Source organism: Micromonospora sp. LZ34 (assembly GCF_052981855.1).
In genome coordinates this window covers 20,402-34,613 of the sequence record NZ_JBRIQN010000036.1, presented here as the reverse complement: position 1 = coordinate 34,613, position 14,212 = coordinate 20,402, and the positions used below count along the sequence as shown (strand labels likewise).

Annotated in this window: 12 protein-coding genes; 8 read left to right on the top strand and 4 right to left on the bottom strand. The window is 73.5% G+C overall.

Annotated elements, in window-relative coordinates:
- Nucleotides 1–36 precede the first annotated feature (36 nt).
- The 7 genes from ACVCAH_RS28415 to ACVCAH_RS28385 all read left to right on the top strand — a co-directional run bounded on the left by ACVCAH_RS28415 (nucleotide 37) and on the right by ACVCAH_RS28385 (nucleotide 7,302).
- Nucleotides 37–783 carry an SDR family NAD(P)-dependent oxidoreductase gene (locus ACVCAH_RS28415; RefSeq protein WP_447139292.1) on the top strand — a complete coding sequence of 249 codons (747 nt, stop codon included), beginning with the start codon at nucleotides 37–39 and terminating at the stop codon, nucleotides 781–783.
- Between the two features lie 37 nt (nucleotides 784–820).
- Nucleotides 821–1,531 carry a FadR/GntR family transcriptional regulator gene (locus ACVCAH_RS28410; RefSeq protein WP_447139291.1) on the top strand — a complete coding sequence of 237 codons (711 nt, stop codon included), beginning with the start codon at nucleotides 821–823 and terminating at the stop codon, nucleotides 1,529–1,531.
- Complete coding sequence (dgoD, locus tag ACVCAH_RS28405) at nucleotides 1,528–2,673, top strand: galactonate dehydratase (RefSeq protein ID WP_447139290.1); 1,146 nt, start codon at nucleotides 1,528–1,530, stop codon at nucleotides 2,671–2,673. The genes ACVCAH_RS28410 and dgoD overlap by 4 nt, the downstream gene beginning before the upstream one ends.
- On the top strand, nucleotides 2,667–3,617 hold the full coding sequence (locus ACVCAH_RS28400) for a hypothetical protein (RefSeq protein ID WP_447139289.1): 951 nt from the start codon (nucleotides 2,667–2,669) through the stop codon (nucleotides 3,615–3,617). The genes dgoD and ACVCAH_RS28400 overlap by 7 nt, the downstream gene beginning before the upstream one ends.
- The gene (locus ACVCAH_RS28395; protein WP_447139288.1) at nucleotides 3,586–4,473 is read left to right on the top strand and encodes an SMP-30/gluconolactonase/LRE family protein; all 888 of its coding nucleotides are present in this window, start codon (nucleotides 3,586–3,588) and stop codon (nucleotides 4,471–4,473) included. The genes ACVCAH_RS28400 and ACVCAH_RS28395 overlap by 32 nt, the downstream gene beginning before the upstream one ends.
- A gap of 189 nt (nucleotides 4,474–4,662) precedes the next feature.
- Complete coding sequence (locus ACVCAH_RS28390) at nucleotides 4,663–5,853, top strand: low temperature requirement protein A (RefSeq protein WP_447139287.1); 1,191 nt, start codon at nucleotides 4,663–4,665, stop codon at nucleotides 5,851–5,853.
- A gap of 102 nt (nucleotides 5,854–5,955) precedes the next feature.
- The gene (locus ACVCAH_RS28385; RefSeq protein ID WP_447139286.1) at nucleotides 5,956–7,302 is read left to right on the top strand and encodes an MFS transporter; all 1,347 of its coding nucleotides are present in this window, start codon (nucleotides 5,956–5,958) and stop codon (nucleotides 7,300–7,302) included.
- 2 nt (nucleotides 7,303–7,304) lie between these two features.
- On the opposite strand, the gene argS is transcribed toward ACVCAH_RS28385, so the two are convergent.
- Together argS and ACVCAH_RS28375 are read right to left on the bottom strand one after the other, a co-directional pair.
- On the bottom strand, nucleotides 7,305–9,020 hold the full coding sequence (gene argS, locus ACVCAH_RS28380; RefSeq protein WP_447139285.1) for an arginine--tRNA ligase: 1,716 nt from the start codon (nucleotides 9,018–9,020) through the stop codon (nucleotides 7,305–7,307).
- 321 nt (nucleotides 9,021–9,341) lie between these two features.
- A complete protein-coding gene (locus tag ACVCAH_RS28375) occupies nucleotides 9,342–10,601 on the bottom strand; it encodes an ROK family protein (protein WP_447139284.1) in 1,260 nt (419 codons plus the stop codon).
- Nucleotides 10,602–10,814: 213 nt separating this feature from the next.
- Between ACVCAH_RS28375 and ACVCAH_RS28370 the strand changes: the two genes are divergently transcribed.
- Entirely contained in the window at nucleotides 10,815–13,286 is a 2,472-nt protein-coding gene (locus ACVCAH_RS28370; protein ID WP_447139283.1) for a low temperature requirement protein A, read from the top strand.
- 105 nt (nucleotides 13,287–13,391) lie between these two features.
- Here the strand turns inward: ACVCAH_RS28370 and ACVCAH_RS28365 are convergent, their stop codons facing one another.
- Together ACVCAH_RS28365 and ACVCAH_RS28360 are read right to left on the bottom strand one after the other, a co-directional pair.
- On the bottom strand, nucleotides 13,392–13,778 hold the full coding sequence (locus tag ACVCAH_RS28365; protein WP_447139282.1) for a DUF2267 domain-containing protein: 387 nt from the start codon (nucleotides 13,776–13,778) through the stop codon (nucleotides 13,392–13,394).
- Nucleotides 13,779–13,864: 86 nt separating this feature from the next.
- Complete coding sequence (locus ACVCAH_RS28360; RefSeq protein ID WP_447139281.1) at nucleotides 13,865–14,206, bottom strand: MmcQ/YjbR family DNA-binding protein; 342 nt, start codon at nucleotides 14,204–14,206, stop codon at nucleotides 13,865–13,867.
- Nucleotides 14,207–14,212: the final 6 nt, after the last annotated feature.

Sequence of the window (14,212 nt, the reverse complement as noted above, 5' to 3'; positions counted from 1 at the left end):
ATCATCCAGAGTGTCGGCGGACGGGGGAGCCACCACATGCGACGACTGGACGGCAGGACCGCGCTGGTCACCGGAGCGCTCGGGGGGATCGGCGCGGCCACCGCCCGGCGACTCGCGGCGGAGGGCGCGGCCGTCGGCCTACTGGACGTACGCGACCCCACGCCGCTCGCCGAGGAACTGACCGCCGCCGGCGGTCGGGCGGTGCCGGTGGTCGCCGACGTCGCCGACGAGGCCGACTGGGCGGCCGCGGTGGCGACGGTGCGTCGCACGTTCGGGCCGGTCGACATCCTGGTCAGCAACGCCTACGCGGTCGAGGTGGCCCCCGCCCACGAGACCAGCCGCACGTCCTGGGACCATCAGCTCGCGGTCAGCCTCACCGGCACCTTCCTCGGCGTTCGGGCCTGCCTGGACGACCTCCGCGCCGGTCGCGGCGCGGTGGTGCTGGTCTCCTCGGTGCACGCGCTGGTGGGCCTGCCCGGCCGACCCGCCTACGCCGCCGCCAAGGGCGGCCTGGTCGCGCTCGGCCGCCAACTCGCCGTCGAGTACGGGCCGGAGGTCCGGGTGAACACCGTGCTGCCGGGGCCGATCCTCACCGCCGCCTGGGACGACGTGTCCGAAGCGGACCGCCGGCGCAGCGTCGCCGAGACGGTGGCCAAGCGGTTCGGCACCCCGGACGAGGTGGCGGCCACCGTGGCCTTCCTCGCCTCGCCCGACGCCGCGTACGTCACCGGGGCGAGCCTGGTGGTGGACGGTGGCTGGACCGCGGTGAAAACCTCAGCCTGACCGATCGATACCGACGAACCGATAGGTGCGAAGAGCATTGGCACAGTACGCACGCCGTGGCCTGCACGGGCAGACCGTCGAGGCGATCGCGCGCCGGATCCTGGCCGGAGAGATCCCCGCCGGCGCGACCCTGGACATCGCCGCGCTCCAAGCGGAGCTCGACGTCAGCCTCACCGCGTTGCGGGAGGCGCTCAAGGTGCTCTCCGCCAAGGGCATCGTGGACGCCCGGCAGAAGCGCGGCACGTTCGTCCGGCCCCGGGCGGACTGGAACCTCCTCGACGGCGACGTGATCCGTTGGCAGTTCGCCGAGGGCGCCGACCCGCGGCTGCTCGACAAGCTGCACGAGGTCCGCACCATCATCGAGCCGGCCGCCGCCCGGCTGGCGGCCGGCCGGGCGACCGATGACGACCTGACCGCGCTGGACGGCGCGCTGGACGAGATGACCGCCGCGAAGGGCGATCCGGCCGCCGCCGTCGCCGCCGACCTGAACTTCCACCGCGCGCTGCTCGCCGCCACGCACAACGAGTTGCTGGAGCGGATGGAGGTGGTGATGGAGACCGGCCTCGCCGAACGCGACCGGCTGGTGCACGGCGGCGAGCCGCACGACGACCCGGTGCCGAGCCACCGGGCGGTGGTGGACGCGATCCGGTCCCGGGACGAGGCCGCGGCCGAGACCGCCATGCGGAGCCTGCTGGACAAGGCCGTTCGGGACGTCGAGAAGGTGCGCGGGCGGAAGGGCGACCGGTGAAGATCGACCGGATCGAGACCTTCCTCGTCGCACCCCGGTGGCTGTTCTGCCGGGTGGAGACCGACGAGGGGCTCGTCGGCTGGGGCGAACCCGTGGTGGAGGGACGCGCCGAGGTTGTCCGCAGCGCCGTCGAGGTGCTGGCCGAGTACCTGGTCGGCGAGGATCCGCTCCGGATCGAGCAGCACTGGCAGGTCCTCACCAAGGGCGGCTTCTACCGGGGCGGGCCGGTGCTCTCCAGCGCCGTCGCCGGCCTCGACCAGGCGCTCTGGGACATCGCCGGGCAGGCGTACGGCGTCCCGGTGCACGCCCTGCTCGGCGGCGCGGTGCGGGACCGGGTGCGGGTCTACTCGTGGATCGGCGGCGACGAGCCGGGCGAGGTCGCCGAGGCGGCCGCCGCGCAGGTCGCGGCCGGGCTCACCGGGGTCAAGATGAACGCGTGCGGCCTGCTCTCCGCGATCCCCACCGCGGCCGAGGTGGACGCCGTGATCGCCCGGGTCGCCGCCGCCCGCGAGGTGCTCGGCGACAGCCGGGACCTCGCGTTGGACTTCCACGGCCGGGCCAGCGCCGCCGCGGCCCGCCGCATCCTGCCCGAGATCGCCGCCCTGCGACCGCTCTTCGCGGAGGAGCCGGTCCTCGCCGAACAGGCCCACCACCTGCACGACATCGTCACCTGCTCACCCATCCCGGTGGCCACCGGCGAGCGGCTGTACGGCCGCGGGGAGTTCCTCGGGCCGTTGCAGGCCGGGGTCGCGGTGGTCCAACCGGACCTGTCCCACGCCGGTGGCATCTCCGAGGTACGCCGGATCGCGGCGCTCGCCGAGACGTACGGCGCGGTGCTGGCCCCGCACTGTCCACTGGGTCCGATCGCGCTCGCGGCCAGCCTCCAGGTGGCCCTCGCGACACCGAACTTCCTCATCCAGGAGCAGAGCATCGGCATCCACTACCACGCCGGTTCGGAACTTCTCGACTACCTGGTCGACCCGGAGCCGTACCGCTTCGTCGACGGGCACATCCGCCGGTTGACGGCGCCCGGACTGGGCATCACGGTCGACGAGGCGGCCGTCCGGGCCGCGGCGCGGACCGGGCACGCCTGGCGCAACCCGGTCTGGCACCACGACGACGGCTCCTTCGCCGAATGGTGAGCGCGTCCGCCGAGGGCCGGCCGCCGGCGGCGCAGATCCCGGTGCCGCTGCGGGTCGGATCGGACGACCAGCGCGGCGGCCGCTGGACGACGCTGCGCGGCGGCGGCCGGGAGTGGCTCTGGCGGCGGCCGGGCACCGGCCGGGACCGGGTGCGCGCCGGTGACCCGTTCGTCGACGCGGGCGGCCTGGAGGAGTGCCTGCCGACCGTACGCGGCCGGCCGGACCACGGCGACGTCTGGTCCCGGCCGTGGCGGACCATCGGCGCCGGCGCCGCCACGGTCGAGTGTCCGGACTTCGTCCTGACCCGGCGGCTCACCGAACGGTCCGGGGCGGTGGTCGCCGACTACCGGCTCGAGGCCGAGCCGGGTTACCGCTTCATCTGGGCGGCGCACGCGCTGCTCGACCTCTCCGCCGCCGCCCGGCTGGACGCGCCCGCCGGCACTCCGACCCGGCTCTATCCGGAGGCCGCCGCGCTGCTGCCCGCCAACCGGTGGCCGGCCGGCGCCCGGTGGCTCACCGCGCCGTGGCCCGGGCCGGCCGGGCTGCCGCTGGACCGGCTCGGCCCGGACGACGGCACCGCAGTGGGGGCGGTGCTGTTGGGCTGCCCGACCGTGCGGGTGGTCGACGGCACCGACCGGCTGACCCTGCACCTCGACTGCGACGGCCAGCCCCGCGCCACCGCGCTCTGGCGCAACCTGCGCGGCTGGCCCACCGACGCGCCCTACCGCAGCGTCGGCCTCGAACCGATGCTCGGCGCCGTCTTCGACCTGGCCGAGGCCGGCCCCGGCGACGCCGCCGAGGTGCCGCCGAGCGGCGAGGTCGGCTGGCGGTTGACCGTCACCGCGCACCGAGCGCCGGGAGGACATTCCCGCGTGCCCGACAGCCGCGTCGACCAGCGAAAGGAGAGATCTGGTGCTGACCGAACCGATCCCGTGGAGCGGTGACCGCCTCGAACTGGGCGAGGGCGCCCGCTGGGTGGACGGGCGGCTCGTCCTCGTCGACCTGCTCGCCGGTCGCCTGCTGGAGACCACCGGGGACGCGCCCGCGCCGTTGCGCGAGGTGTGCACCGTGGACGGTCCGCTCGGGGCGGTGGCTCCGATCGCCGGGCGGCCGGGCGGCTGGCTGGCGGTGGTCGGCACCGGCGTGGCGGTGCTGGACGGCGCGGGAACTCCGCAGCCGATCGCGGACCTGGAGGGGGAGAACCCGGCCCCGGCCCGGATGAACGACGCGGTGGCCGATCCGCACGGCCGGTTCTGGGCGGGCAGCATGGCCTACGACGCCACCCCGGGCGCGGGTACCCTCTACCGGCTGCCGGCCGGCGGCCTGCCCGAGCCGGCGGTGACCGGGCTGACCATCAGCAACGGGCCCGCCTTCGATGCCGGCGGCACGGTGATGTACCTGGCGGACACCCCGCTCGGCCAGGTGGACCGGTTCACCGTGGACCCGGCCACCGGCGCGCTCTCCGCCCGGGAGCCGTTCCTGCGCCTGTCGCCCGGCGAGGGCGCGCCGGACGGGATGACGGTCGACGCCGCGGGGCATCTCTGGGTGGCGCTCTGGGGCGGCCACGCCGTCCGCCGCTACCGGCCGGACGGGACGCTGGACCGTGAGATCCGCCTGCCCGCGGCCCAGCCCACCAGCGTCTGCCTCGGCGGGCCCGACCTGCGCCGGCTCTTCATCACCACCGCCGCGCTGGGCCTGACGCCGCGCGGCCCCGTCGACGGCGCGTTGCTCGCGGTCGACGTGGAGGTCGCCGGGCTGCCCGCCGCGCTGGCCGCGCCCCGGGCGCCGCTGCCGGTGTGATCACCGTCCGGGCTGTCGGCGGCGTCGGGACGGCGAGGTGAGACCGCCGACGCCTCGGCACCGCAGGCCGACGGGCACCACCGGCCGCGTCGTGACCCCCACCGCTACGCCGAGCCGCGACACCTGACGAGCCGGGCCGCTTGGGTCGAAGCGGGATCTGTCCGGCTGACGCGTCGATATGGTGTTGTGGTGCGACCCTCGCCTCCGGAGAAGGGGGTGACCTGGGAAGAGCTCTTCTTCGATCTGGCCTTCGTGTTCGCGCTCACCCAGTTCTCCCAGATGCTGCACGCCGATCAGAGCTGGGCGGGCATCGGCCGGGTGCTGTTGTTGTTCGTCACGATCTACTGGGCCTGGGTCGCCACCACGATCTACACCGACCAACGGAACATCGGCAGTGTTCTGGACCGGTCGGGAATCCTCGCCCTCGGGCTCGCCAGCCTGCTGCTCGCCCTGGCGATTCCCGGCGCCTATGGTGATCGGGGCCTGCTGTTCGCCGGCGTCTACCTGGCGATGCGGGTGCTGCTGGCGGCACTGGCCCTGCCCGGTCCGCACGGCTGGAGGTCCCCTCTTTTCCGCTCCTACGGGACGAGCCTGGTGGCCGGGCCGCTGCAACTGGCGGGCGGCATCCTTACCGGCACGACCCGGATGGTGCTCTGGTCGATCGCGGTGCTCGTCGACGTGGTGGGCGCCCGGGTCGCGCGTGGGACCTTGGCAGCGGTCCGGGTCCGGCCGCTGCACTACACGCACCGTTACGGGCTGCTGATCATCCTCGTGCTCGGCGAGTCGGTGATCGAGGTCGGGATGGTGGCCGTCGACGAGCCGGCGACCCTGGCCCGATTGATCGCCATCGGCACCGGCTACGCCCTGGTGTGCGCGCTCTGGTGGGCGTACTTCATCTACGGCGTGCGGGCCTACCGGCAGGCGGTGGAGCGGACCGCGGAGCAGGCGGACGTACGCCGTTCGGTCATGGTCTACGGGCACCTGCTCTTCAGCTTCGGGATCATCATGATCGCCGTCGGCCTGGCCGACGGGGTGATGGCGCCGGTCGAGCCGTTCGAGGCCGGCGCGGCAGGCCCGCTGTTCGCCGGCGCCGCACTCTTCCTCACCACCTTCGCGTACACCCACTGGCGGATCAACCGGAAGATCGCCTGGAGGCGGATCAGCGCGGGCGCCGTCTGCCTGGTTCTGCTGCCGCTGGCGCCCCTGATACCGGCCCTGGCCGCCCTGGTCACCCTGCTCGCGGTGGTCGTCGGGCTGAACGTGCTGGAGGAGCTCATCCTGCGCCGCCAGCCGAGAGACTCCGGGGACCGCGCGACCGAGGACCAGACTCGTGGCGACCCGGGTCAGGTGGACCAGGGCCCGGTGGTGGACGACCGGTAGGCAGCCATGCGGGGGACCTGCCGGCGTCGCTGCGGTGACGACGGCCACGACAGGCGCCCGGTGGGTTGACCTGAAGTCTGGTTGAGCTACCACGATCTGCCGGTGCATACGACCCAGCGGCGCGCCGGTCGGCAGGGCCCGTTCCCCACCGCCGGCGCGGGCTATCTGGCCGGGCTCTTCGTCGACGCCCTTGGCTCGGGGCTCTACCTGCCGCTCACGGTGCTCTTCTTCCACCAGGTGACCCGGTTGCCAGTGGCGACCATCGGTCTCGGGCTCACCATCGCGGCGGTCGCCGGCGTGGTCGCCAATCCGGTCGCCGGCGTGCTGTCCGACCGGTTCGGAGCCCGGAAGATCATCATCGCCAGCTATCTCGCGCGGGCGGCGGGATTCGCCTGTTACCCGCTGGTCGACGGCTTCGGGGCGTTCGTCGCCGTCGCCGCACTGGTCGCCGCGGGCGACCGGAGCTACTACGCCGCCAACAGCGCGTACGTCGCGGAGCTGGCGGAGGGCGCCGCCCGGGACCGGCTCTACGCACTGGTCCGCACCGGGCGCAACGTCGGCTTCGGACTCGGCGGGCTGTTCACCGCCGCCGCGGTGGAGTTCGTCGGGGAGTCCGGGTACCACCTGATCGCCGCCGGTAACGCGGCGAGCTTCCTGCTCGCGGCGGCGCTGCTCGCCATGACCGCAACGCCCGCCCACCCCGGCTCCCGTGTCGAGGGGCGACGCGCCGACGGGCAGAGCCTGGTCGGGATGTTCGCCGGGTACGGCCGGGTCCTCGCCGACCGGCCGTTCCGGCGGCTGGTCCTGGCCGAGCTGGCGTTCACCGCCGCCCACTGGGTGTTCCCGCTCGCCGTACCCGTGTACGCCGTGGTGGTGCTGGACGCGCCGGCCGGCCTGCTCGGCGTGCTGTTCACCGTCAACGCCGTCCTCGTCGGCGTCGGCCAACTGCCGGTGCTGCGCTGGCAGCGCGCCGTACGCCGGACCCACGCCATGGCCTTCGCGGGCGTGGTCCTCATCGCCGCGTTCGCTGCCTTCGCGCTCGCCGCCCTGCTGCCCGCCGGCGTCGCGGTGACAGTCGGGCTGCTGGTCGCGACACTGCTGTACACCCTCGGCGAACTGCTGCACACCACACCGTCGGCCTCGCTCGGCGCCGGCGCGGCACCGGCGTCGCACCGGGGCCGTTACCTCGCCGTCTACCAGCTCACCTGGGCGGTCTCGGCGATCGTCGCGCCGGCCGGCGTCACCAGCGTCATCACGGTGAACCCGCAACTGCTCTGGCTGACCGTGGCGGTCGTCGTCGCGCTGGCCAGCCTGACCGTGCTCCGGCTCGCCACCAGCCTGCCCGCCGAGGCGGTGTGGCCGGAAGCCGTCCCGGCCGGGCACCGACGACGAGGGTGGTCACGCGTCCGGGCCCGGTCCTTCGTCGGATTCGGCCGATCAGGCGGATGACGTCACAGCCGTTCCGGGGTGCGGATGCCGAGCAGGTGCAGGCCCTGCCGGAGGACGCGGGCGGTCAGGTCGCAGAGCACCAGCCGGCTGTCCCGCAGCGGCGGATCCGCGCGGAGCACCGGGCAGCGCTCGTAGAAGCCGCTGAAGGTGGTGGCGAGCCGATGAAGGTAGCCAGCCAGCTGGTGGAACTCCAGGTCGTGCTGTACGGCAGCCACGGCCGCCGGGAAGCCGGTCAACTCGATGGCGAGGGCCCGCTCGATCGGCTCGGCGAGCCGCACGGTCGTCCCGGTGCTGCCGCCACCCGCCCGCCGGAAGATCGACCGGATTCGGGCGTACGCGTACTGCAGGTACGGGGCGGTGTTGCCGTCCAGCGAGAGCATCCGGTTCCAGTCGAACACGTAGTCGCGGTTGCGGTCCGTGGACAGGTCGGCGTACTTGACGGCGCCGATGCCGACCGCCCGGCCGACCTCGGCCGCCGCGCGGTCGTCGAGCTCGGGATTCTTCCGCCGGGCAAGCTCGGTGGCGCGCGCGACCGCCTCGTCGAGCAGCGCCACCAGTTTCACCGGGTCGCCGCTGCGGCTGCGCAGCATCCGTCCGTCCGGTCCGAGGATCGAGCCGAAACCGACGTGCTCCGCCCGGGCGGGTGGCTGGAGCCAACCGGCCTGGGTGGCGACGGCGAAGACGAGGTCGAAGTGCTGCCGCTGGGGCAGGCCCACGACGTACAGCAACCGGGTGGCGCCGACCTCGGCCGTGCGGTGCCGCAGAGCGGCCAGGTCGGTGGCGGGGTAGCCGTAGCCGCCGTCGGACTTGCGGACGATCAGCGGCAACGGCTGGCCGCCCCGACCGGTGCTGTCGGGTGGGAAGACGCACGCGGCTCCGCCGCTGTCCCGCAACAGTCCGAGCCGGTCCAGCTCCGCCACCACGGGCGCGAGCAGGTCGTTGTAGCGGCTCTCGCCCTGGAAGTCCGCGCTGGTCAGCGTGACGTCGAGCCGGTCGTAGACCTGCAGGAAGTACGCCGTCGACTGCTCGACCAGCAGCCGCCACAGCTGTCGGGTCCGCTCGTCGCCGCCCTGCAGGGCGACCACCCGCGACCGGGACCGCTCCCGGAACCCCTCGTCGGCGTCGAACTTGGCCCGGGCCGCCTTGTAGAACGTGTCGAGGTCGCCGACCGACAGTTCCCGGACCGCCTCCGCCTCGCCTAGGTCGAGCAGATGCTCGATCAGCATGCCGAACGGGGTGCCCCAGTCGCCGAGGTGGTTGGCCCGGACGACCCGGTGGCCGAGCCACTCCAGCAGCCGCACCGTCGCATCCCCGATCACCGTCGAGCGCAGGTGGCCGACGTGCATCTCCTTGGCGACGTTGGGCGCCGAGTAGTCGACGACGACGGTCTCCGGCGTGCTGGTGACCGGCACGCCCAGCCGGGGGTCGGCGGCCATCCGGGAGACCAGCCCGCCGAGTGCCGCGCCGGACACCGTCAGGTTGATGAAGCCGGGACCGGACACCTCCGCCGCCGCGCACAGGTCGGCGAGGTCGGCCCGGTCCAGCACCTCGACCGCGATCTCCCGGGGCGGGCGGCCGAGGCGCCGCGCCAGCGGCAGGGCCGCGTCGGACTGGAAGTCGGCCCGCTGCGAACGCCGTACGACGGGGTCGACCGGACCGCCGGTGACCGCGGCGAACGCCGGTGCCAGCCGGTCGGCCAGCAACTTCTCCAGATTCATCGGTACGCCGATCTCGCTCGGACCCGCGCTTTACGCGGATCGCCGGATGGGGATCCGTACGGATCGACGCGGCGGCTCGGATGGGACCGGCGGATCGATCCGCCCGGTCGCAGAGGTGACGTCAGCCCAGGCGGTCGGTGACTCGCACGCGAGCCACGGATCGCCTACGTCGCTCCCCGCCGTTCGGCAGGGCGCACCGGCACGCGGTGCCGGTGGGGGCGACGGAGCCACTCATGCCGCGCACCCTACCGGCCGGACCCGCCCGGCGGCGATCCGATATCGGCCCCGCGGCCTTGCCTGGTCGGCGGGCGGGTCCCGGTCCTACCGGGCGCGGCGGGGCACCGGTGCGGCGACGGCGGCGGAGTCGAGCCGGTGCCCGGCCAGCGGATCGGCCAGCAGGTCGGCGAAGGCCAGTTCGGCCGCCCCGACCAGGGTCGCGTCGTCGCCCAGGGCCGAGACGGAGAGCCGTACCCGCTCCCGGGAGACCGGCAGCACGTTCTCCGCGATCCGCGCGCGCACCTGGTCGGCCGAGCCTCGGTACACGTCGCGGAGCATGCCGCCGAAGATGACCATGCCCGGGTTGAACAGGTTGATCAGGTTCGCCACCCCGATGCCCAGCCAGTCGCCGATCCGCCGCAGCGCGTCCTGGGCCACCGGATCGCCACGGTCGGCGGCGTCGACGACGGCGCGGACCGCGTCGCGACCGATCAGCTCCGCCGGCCGCTCGGCCGCGTCGAGCAGGGCCCGCTCGCCGACCTCGGCCTCCAGGCAGCCACGCGAGCCGCACCCGCAGGGCCGGCCGTCGTACGGGTTCACCATCATGTGCCCGAGTTCGGCGCCGTACCCGCCGTCGCCGTCGAGGACGTCACCGTCGACGATGATTCCGCCCCCGACGCCGACGTCGCCGTGCAGGTAGATCAGGTTGCGCACGCCCACGCCGGCGCCGCGCTGGTTCTCCGCCATGGCGCCCAGGTGGGCCTCGTTGCCGACCAGCACCGGTAGGCCGAGGCCGAGCCGGCGGCCCAGCTCGGCGCCGAAGGCCTGATCCACCCAGCCCATGTCCGGTCCGAATCGGACCATTCCGTCGGAGGGCCGGATCATCCCGCAGTAGGACGCCCCGACGCCGACGCAGACCGAGTCGGCCGGTGCCCCGTCGTGCAACTCGCGGCCGAACTCGGCCAGCACCCCGACGACGATGTCCAGGTCGGCCCCGGCGCGGGAGCGGACCGCCGCGCGCCGGTCCAGGATCGCTCCGCCGAGCCCGACCCGGGCCGCGGCCAACCGGTCCACGGCCACGTCGAAGGCCAGCACGTGGACCCGGTCGGATTCCGGCCGGACCACCACCGAGGGCCGGCCCACCCGGCCGGTCGACGACAACCCCGCCTCGCGGACCAGTCCCGCCGACGCCAGGTCCGCGGTCAGCGCCATGATGGTGCTGCGGTTCAGCCCGGTCCGCGTGCCGAGCGCGGCGCGGGACAGCGGACCGTGCAGGTGGACGTGCCGGAGCAGGGCAGCGAGGTTGCGCCGACGGATCTCCTCGGGAGCGCGTCCGTCCTCGCGCGGCATCCGGTTCTTGAGCATCACGAGAACCCTGGTCGGCTGGTGGAAACCTACGCGCAAAGATACGCGTCGCGGAAACCGTTGACCATGGCGCGAGTTGACCGCCACGTCGCCGGTTCGCTACCGACCGGTACGACCGCGCTGATCGTCGGGCGGTCGGCGGCCGGGCGCCGACCAGGGGGCGCGCTTTCCGGATCTGCTGTCCGCCCTGCCGGGCCTTGGCAGAGTGAGGGCGTGGCGGACAAGGGGCCGAAGGTGGCGGCCGGCCGGATCCAGCTGGTCGGGGAGTCCAGCGCGGTCAGCCGTCTGGAGCTCTTCCTCGACCTGATCTTCGTCTACGCGTTCATCAACGTGACCAACATGGGCGCGGCCCATCTCACCGTGGCGAACGTGCTGCACGGCGCGCTGCTGCTGGTCCTGCTCTGGTCCTGCTGGATCTCGTACGCCTGGCTCGGCAACGCCGTCCGGGTGGACCGGGGCGTCATGCCGCTGGTCATGTTCAGCCTGGCGGCGGTGGTCCTGGTGATGGGGGTGACCCTGCAGGAGGCGTTCGCCGACAAGCCGGGCGGACTGCCCGGGCCGCTGCTGTTCGTGGTCTGCTACCTGGTCATCCGGTGCGGCGCGCTGCTGGTCGCGACCGTCGCCGCGTGGCGGAATCCCGTCGACCGACGCCGGCACCTGCTGTCGTGGGTGCCCCTGCTCGCCGCCACGCCGGTGCTGCTGGCCGCGGCCCTGGTGCCCCGCCCGCTCGGCGAGGGCACCGCGGCAGGGGAGTGGGCCCGTTTCTGGTTGCTGCTGCTCGCCATCGTCGTGGAGTACGGCGGGGCGGCGGCGCTGCGCCTGACCGCCTGGCCGATCTCCTCCGTCAAGCACTGGACCGAGCGGTTCCACCTGATCATCCTGGTGGCCTTCGGCGAGATCATCATCTCGGCCGGAATGGGCCAGGGCGTCGGCACGGCAACCGCGGTCAGCTGGGGAGTGGTGGCCGGCATGCTGCTCAGCGCGCTGCTGGTGGGCGTGCTCTGGTGGACGTACTTCGACATCGCCCGGTTCGCCGCCGAGGACGCGCTGGAGCGCGCGTCGGGCCGGGCCCGGGCACTGCTCGCCCGGGACGCGTACACCTTCCTGCACCTGCCGATGATCGCCGGACTGATCCTGCTCTCCCTCGGGCTCAAGCACACCTTCAACGGCCTCGCCTTCGAGTCGGCGCCGGACGAGTCCGGGCTCGGCCTGGTCAGCCTGTACGGCGGGGTGGCGCTCTACCTGGTCGGCCTGATCGCCTTCGAACGCCGGACGATCCGGCTGCTGGGCCGCGGGCCGATCGTCGGCGTCGTCCTGGTGCTCGGGCTGGCCCCGGTGGCGGCGTTTACGCCGGTGGTGGTCCAACTCGGCCTGCTGGCCGCGGCGGTGGTCAGTCTGGTGGTGCTCGACCGCACCGTCTTCCGGGTCAAGCACCGGACGCTGCACGGGGCGATCGAACCGGTCACCGAGCGGTTCAGCGGCGTCACCCCCAAGGAACTCTTCCTCGACCTGGTCTTCGTCTTCGCCTTCATCGAGGTCACCGAACTGATGACCGCGGTGCCCAACTGGCGCGGGCTGATCGAGGGGCTGGGCGTGCTGGTGCTGCTGTGGTGGTCCTGGGCCTGCTACGCCTGGCTCGGCAGTGCGTTCCGAACGGAGAACGCCATCGCTCGGCTGATGCTCCTCAGCGCCGCGGCGACCATCCTGATCATCGCCATCACCGTGCCCGTGGTCTTCGCCGACCTGCCCAACGGGCTGCCCGGGCCGGTGGTCTTCGTGACCTGCTACGGCATCGTCCGGGCGGTGAACTTCGGCGCGTTCTGGATGATCGGCCGCAACGATCCGGCGTTCCGGGGCCAGCTGGTGCGGCTCGCGGTGCCGTCCGCCGTCGCACTCGCCTTGCTGTTCACGGCGGCTGTCGTCGCGCCGGCGTCCGGCACCGTGCCGTTCCAGCCCGTCCGGGCCGCCCTCTGGGTGGCCGCCATCGTCATCGAGCTCGGCAGTGGCTACCTGCTGAACGCCCGGCACTGGCTGGTCCGCTCCGCGGAACACTGGGCCGACCGGTTCGGGCTCATCATCCTCGTCGCGCTCGGCGGCGCGATCGTCTCGACCGGGCTCTCGCTCAGCAATCGTGGCGTCTCCACGATGATGGTTCTCGCCGCGGTGCTCGGACTCGTGCTGATCGCGGCGCTCTGGTGGGCGTACTTCGACGTCGACGCCACCGCGGGACAGCGGGGCGTGCAGAGCCTGCAGGACGGGCAGCGCAGCCGCCTGGCGCTCGAGGCGTACACGTACGCGCACCTGGTGATGATCATCGGGATCGTGCTGGTCGCGCTCGGGCTCCGCAAGACGGTGGCCGAGGTAGAGCGGTTCGCCGGACCCGTCGGGTGGGACATGCCGCACCTCACCCTCTACGGCGGGGTGATCGTCTTCCTGCTCGGCGACAAGCTCTTCTGGTGGCGGATCATGCACCAGATCCGTCCGCTCCGGGTGGTCGAGATCCTGACGCTGGTCGTCCTGACCGCGGTGTGCACCCGGGTCTCCCGCCTGGCGGGGCTGGCCGTTCTGGCCGCCGCGCTGACCGCCTTCGCGCTGGTCGAGGCCCTCGGCACCCGCCAGCTGCGGCGGGCCCTGCGCGACCCGTTGGTGCCGGAGACACCAACGCCGCCTCCGCACCGGCCATGACGGGTGGACACGCGCCCGGCCGGGACGGGCGATCACGGGCCGTCGGCGGCGCGGCGTGACAGCGCGCGCCGGCCCGCGAACCCTGGCGCGACGAGCGCGACCGGGTCACGGTGAGCGGGGCACCGGCTCGGCCAGGGCCCGCAGGTCCGCCGGCAGTTGCGCCATCGCCTCCTCGAACTCCGCGTGCCCGACCACCCGGTGGAGGGTCTGCAGGACGGCCCGCACGCCGCGTTCCGCGACGTCGCTCGGCACCCGGGCGCGCTCCGCCACCCGGCGCAGGAACTCGTCGTACCCGAAGACCTCCGGATCCTCCGTGCCCTTGACCAGCAGTGGGCGCAGCTCGGCCGCCACGTGGTCGGCCAGGTCCGCCGCCTCGCCGCCGCTGATCCGCTCCGCGAGGGTCTGCAGGGCGGCCTCGGTCAGGGATTGCGCCGTCTCCGCTGGTACGCCCGCCCGCGCGGCCACCTTGTCGAAGAACTTCAGCTCAGCCATGCCCCGTCCTTCCGTGCCGGAGACAGCGTGGCTACCCGTGTCGACCGGCGGCAAACGAGGGCCCCTCGTACGCCTGTTCGCCCGGCTCAGTCGCCGAGCCGTTGCCGGGCGAGGAACTTCGGCACCACCATCCGCCACGCCTCCGTCACCAGCTCGGTCATCTGGTCGTGGTCGAGGCGGGCGAGGTGGCAGCACACCCAGTTGAACCGCAGGTCGGAGGTGCCGGGCAGGAAGAACAGCTCCGGCTCGGCGGCGACCAGGCCGTCCCGCTGCTCCTTCGGGTAGCCGAAGCCCATCGTCTGCTCGTCGCGGGAGAACGCGACGTACACGATCGCGCCGACCCGGAACTTGATCCGGTCGCGGATCACGTGCTCGCTGCTGCGGGGCAACGTCCGGGCCAGCGCGCGGACGTCGGCGACGGTGACCATGCGGGC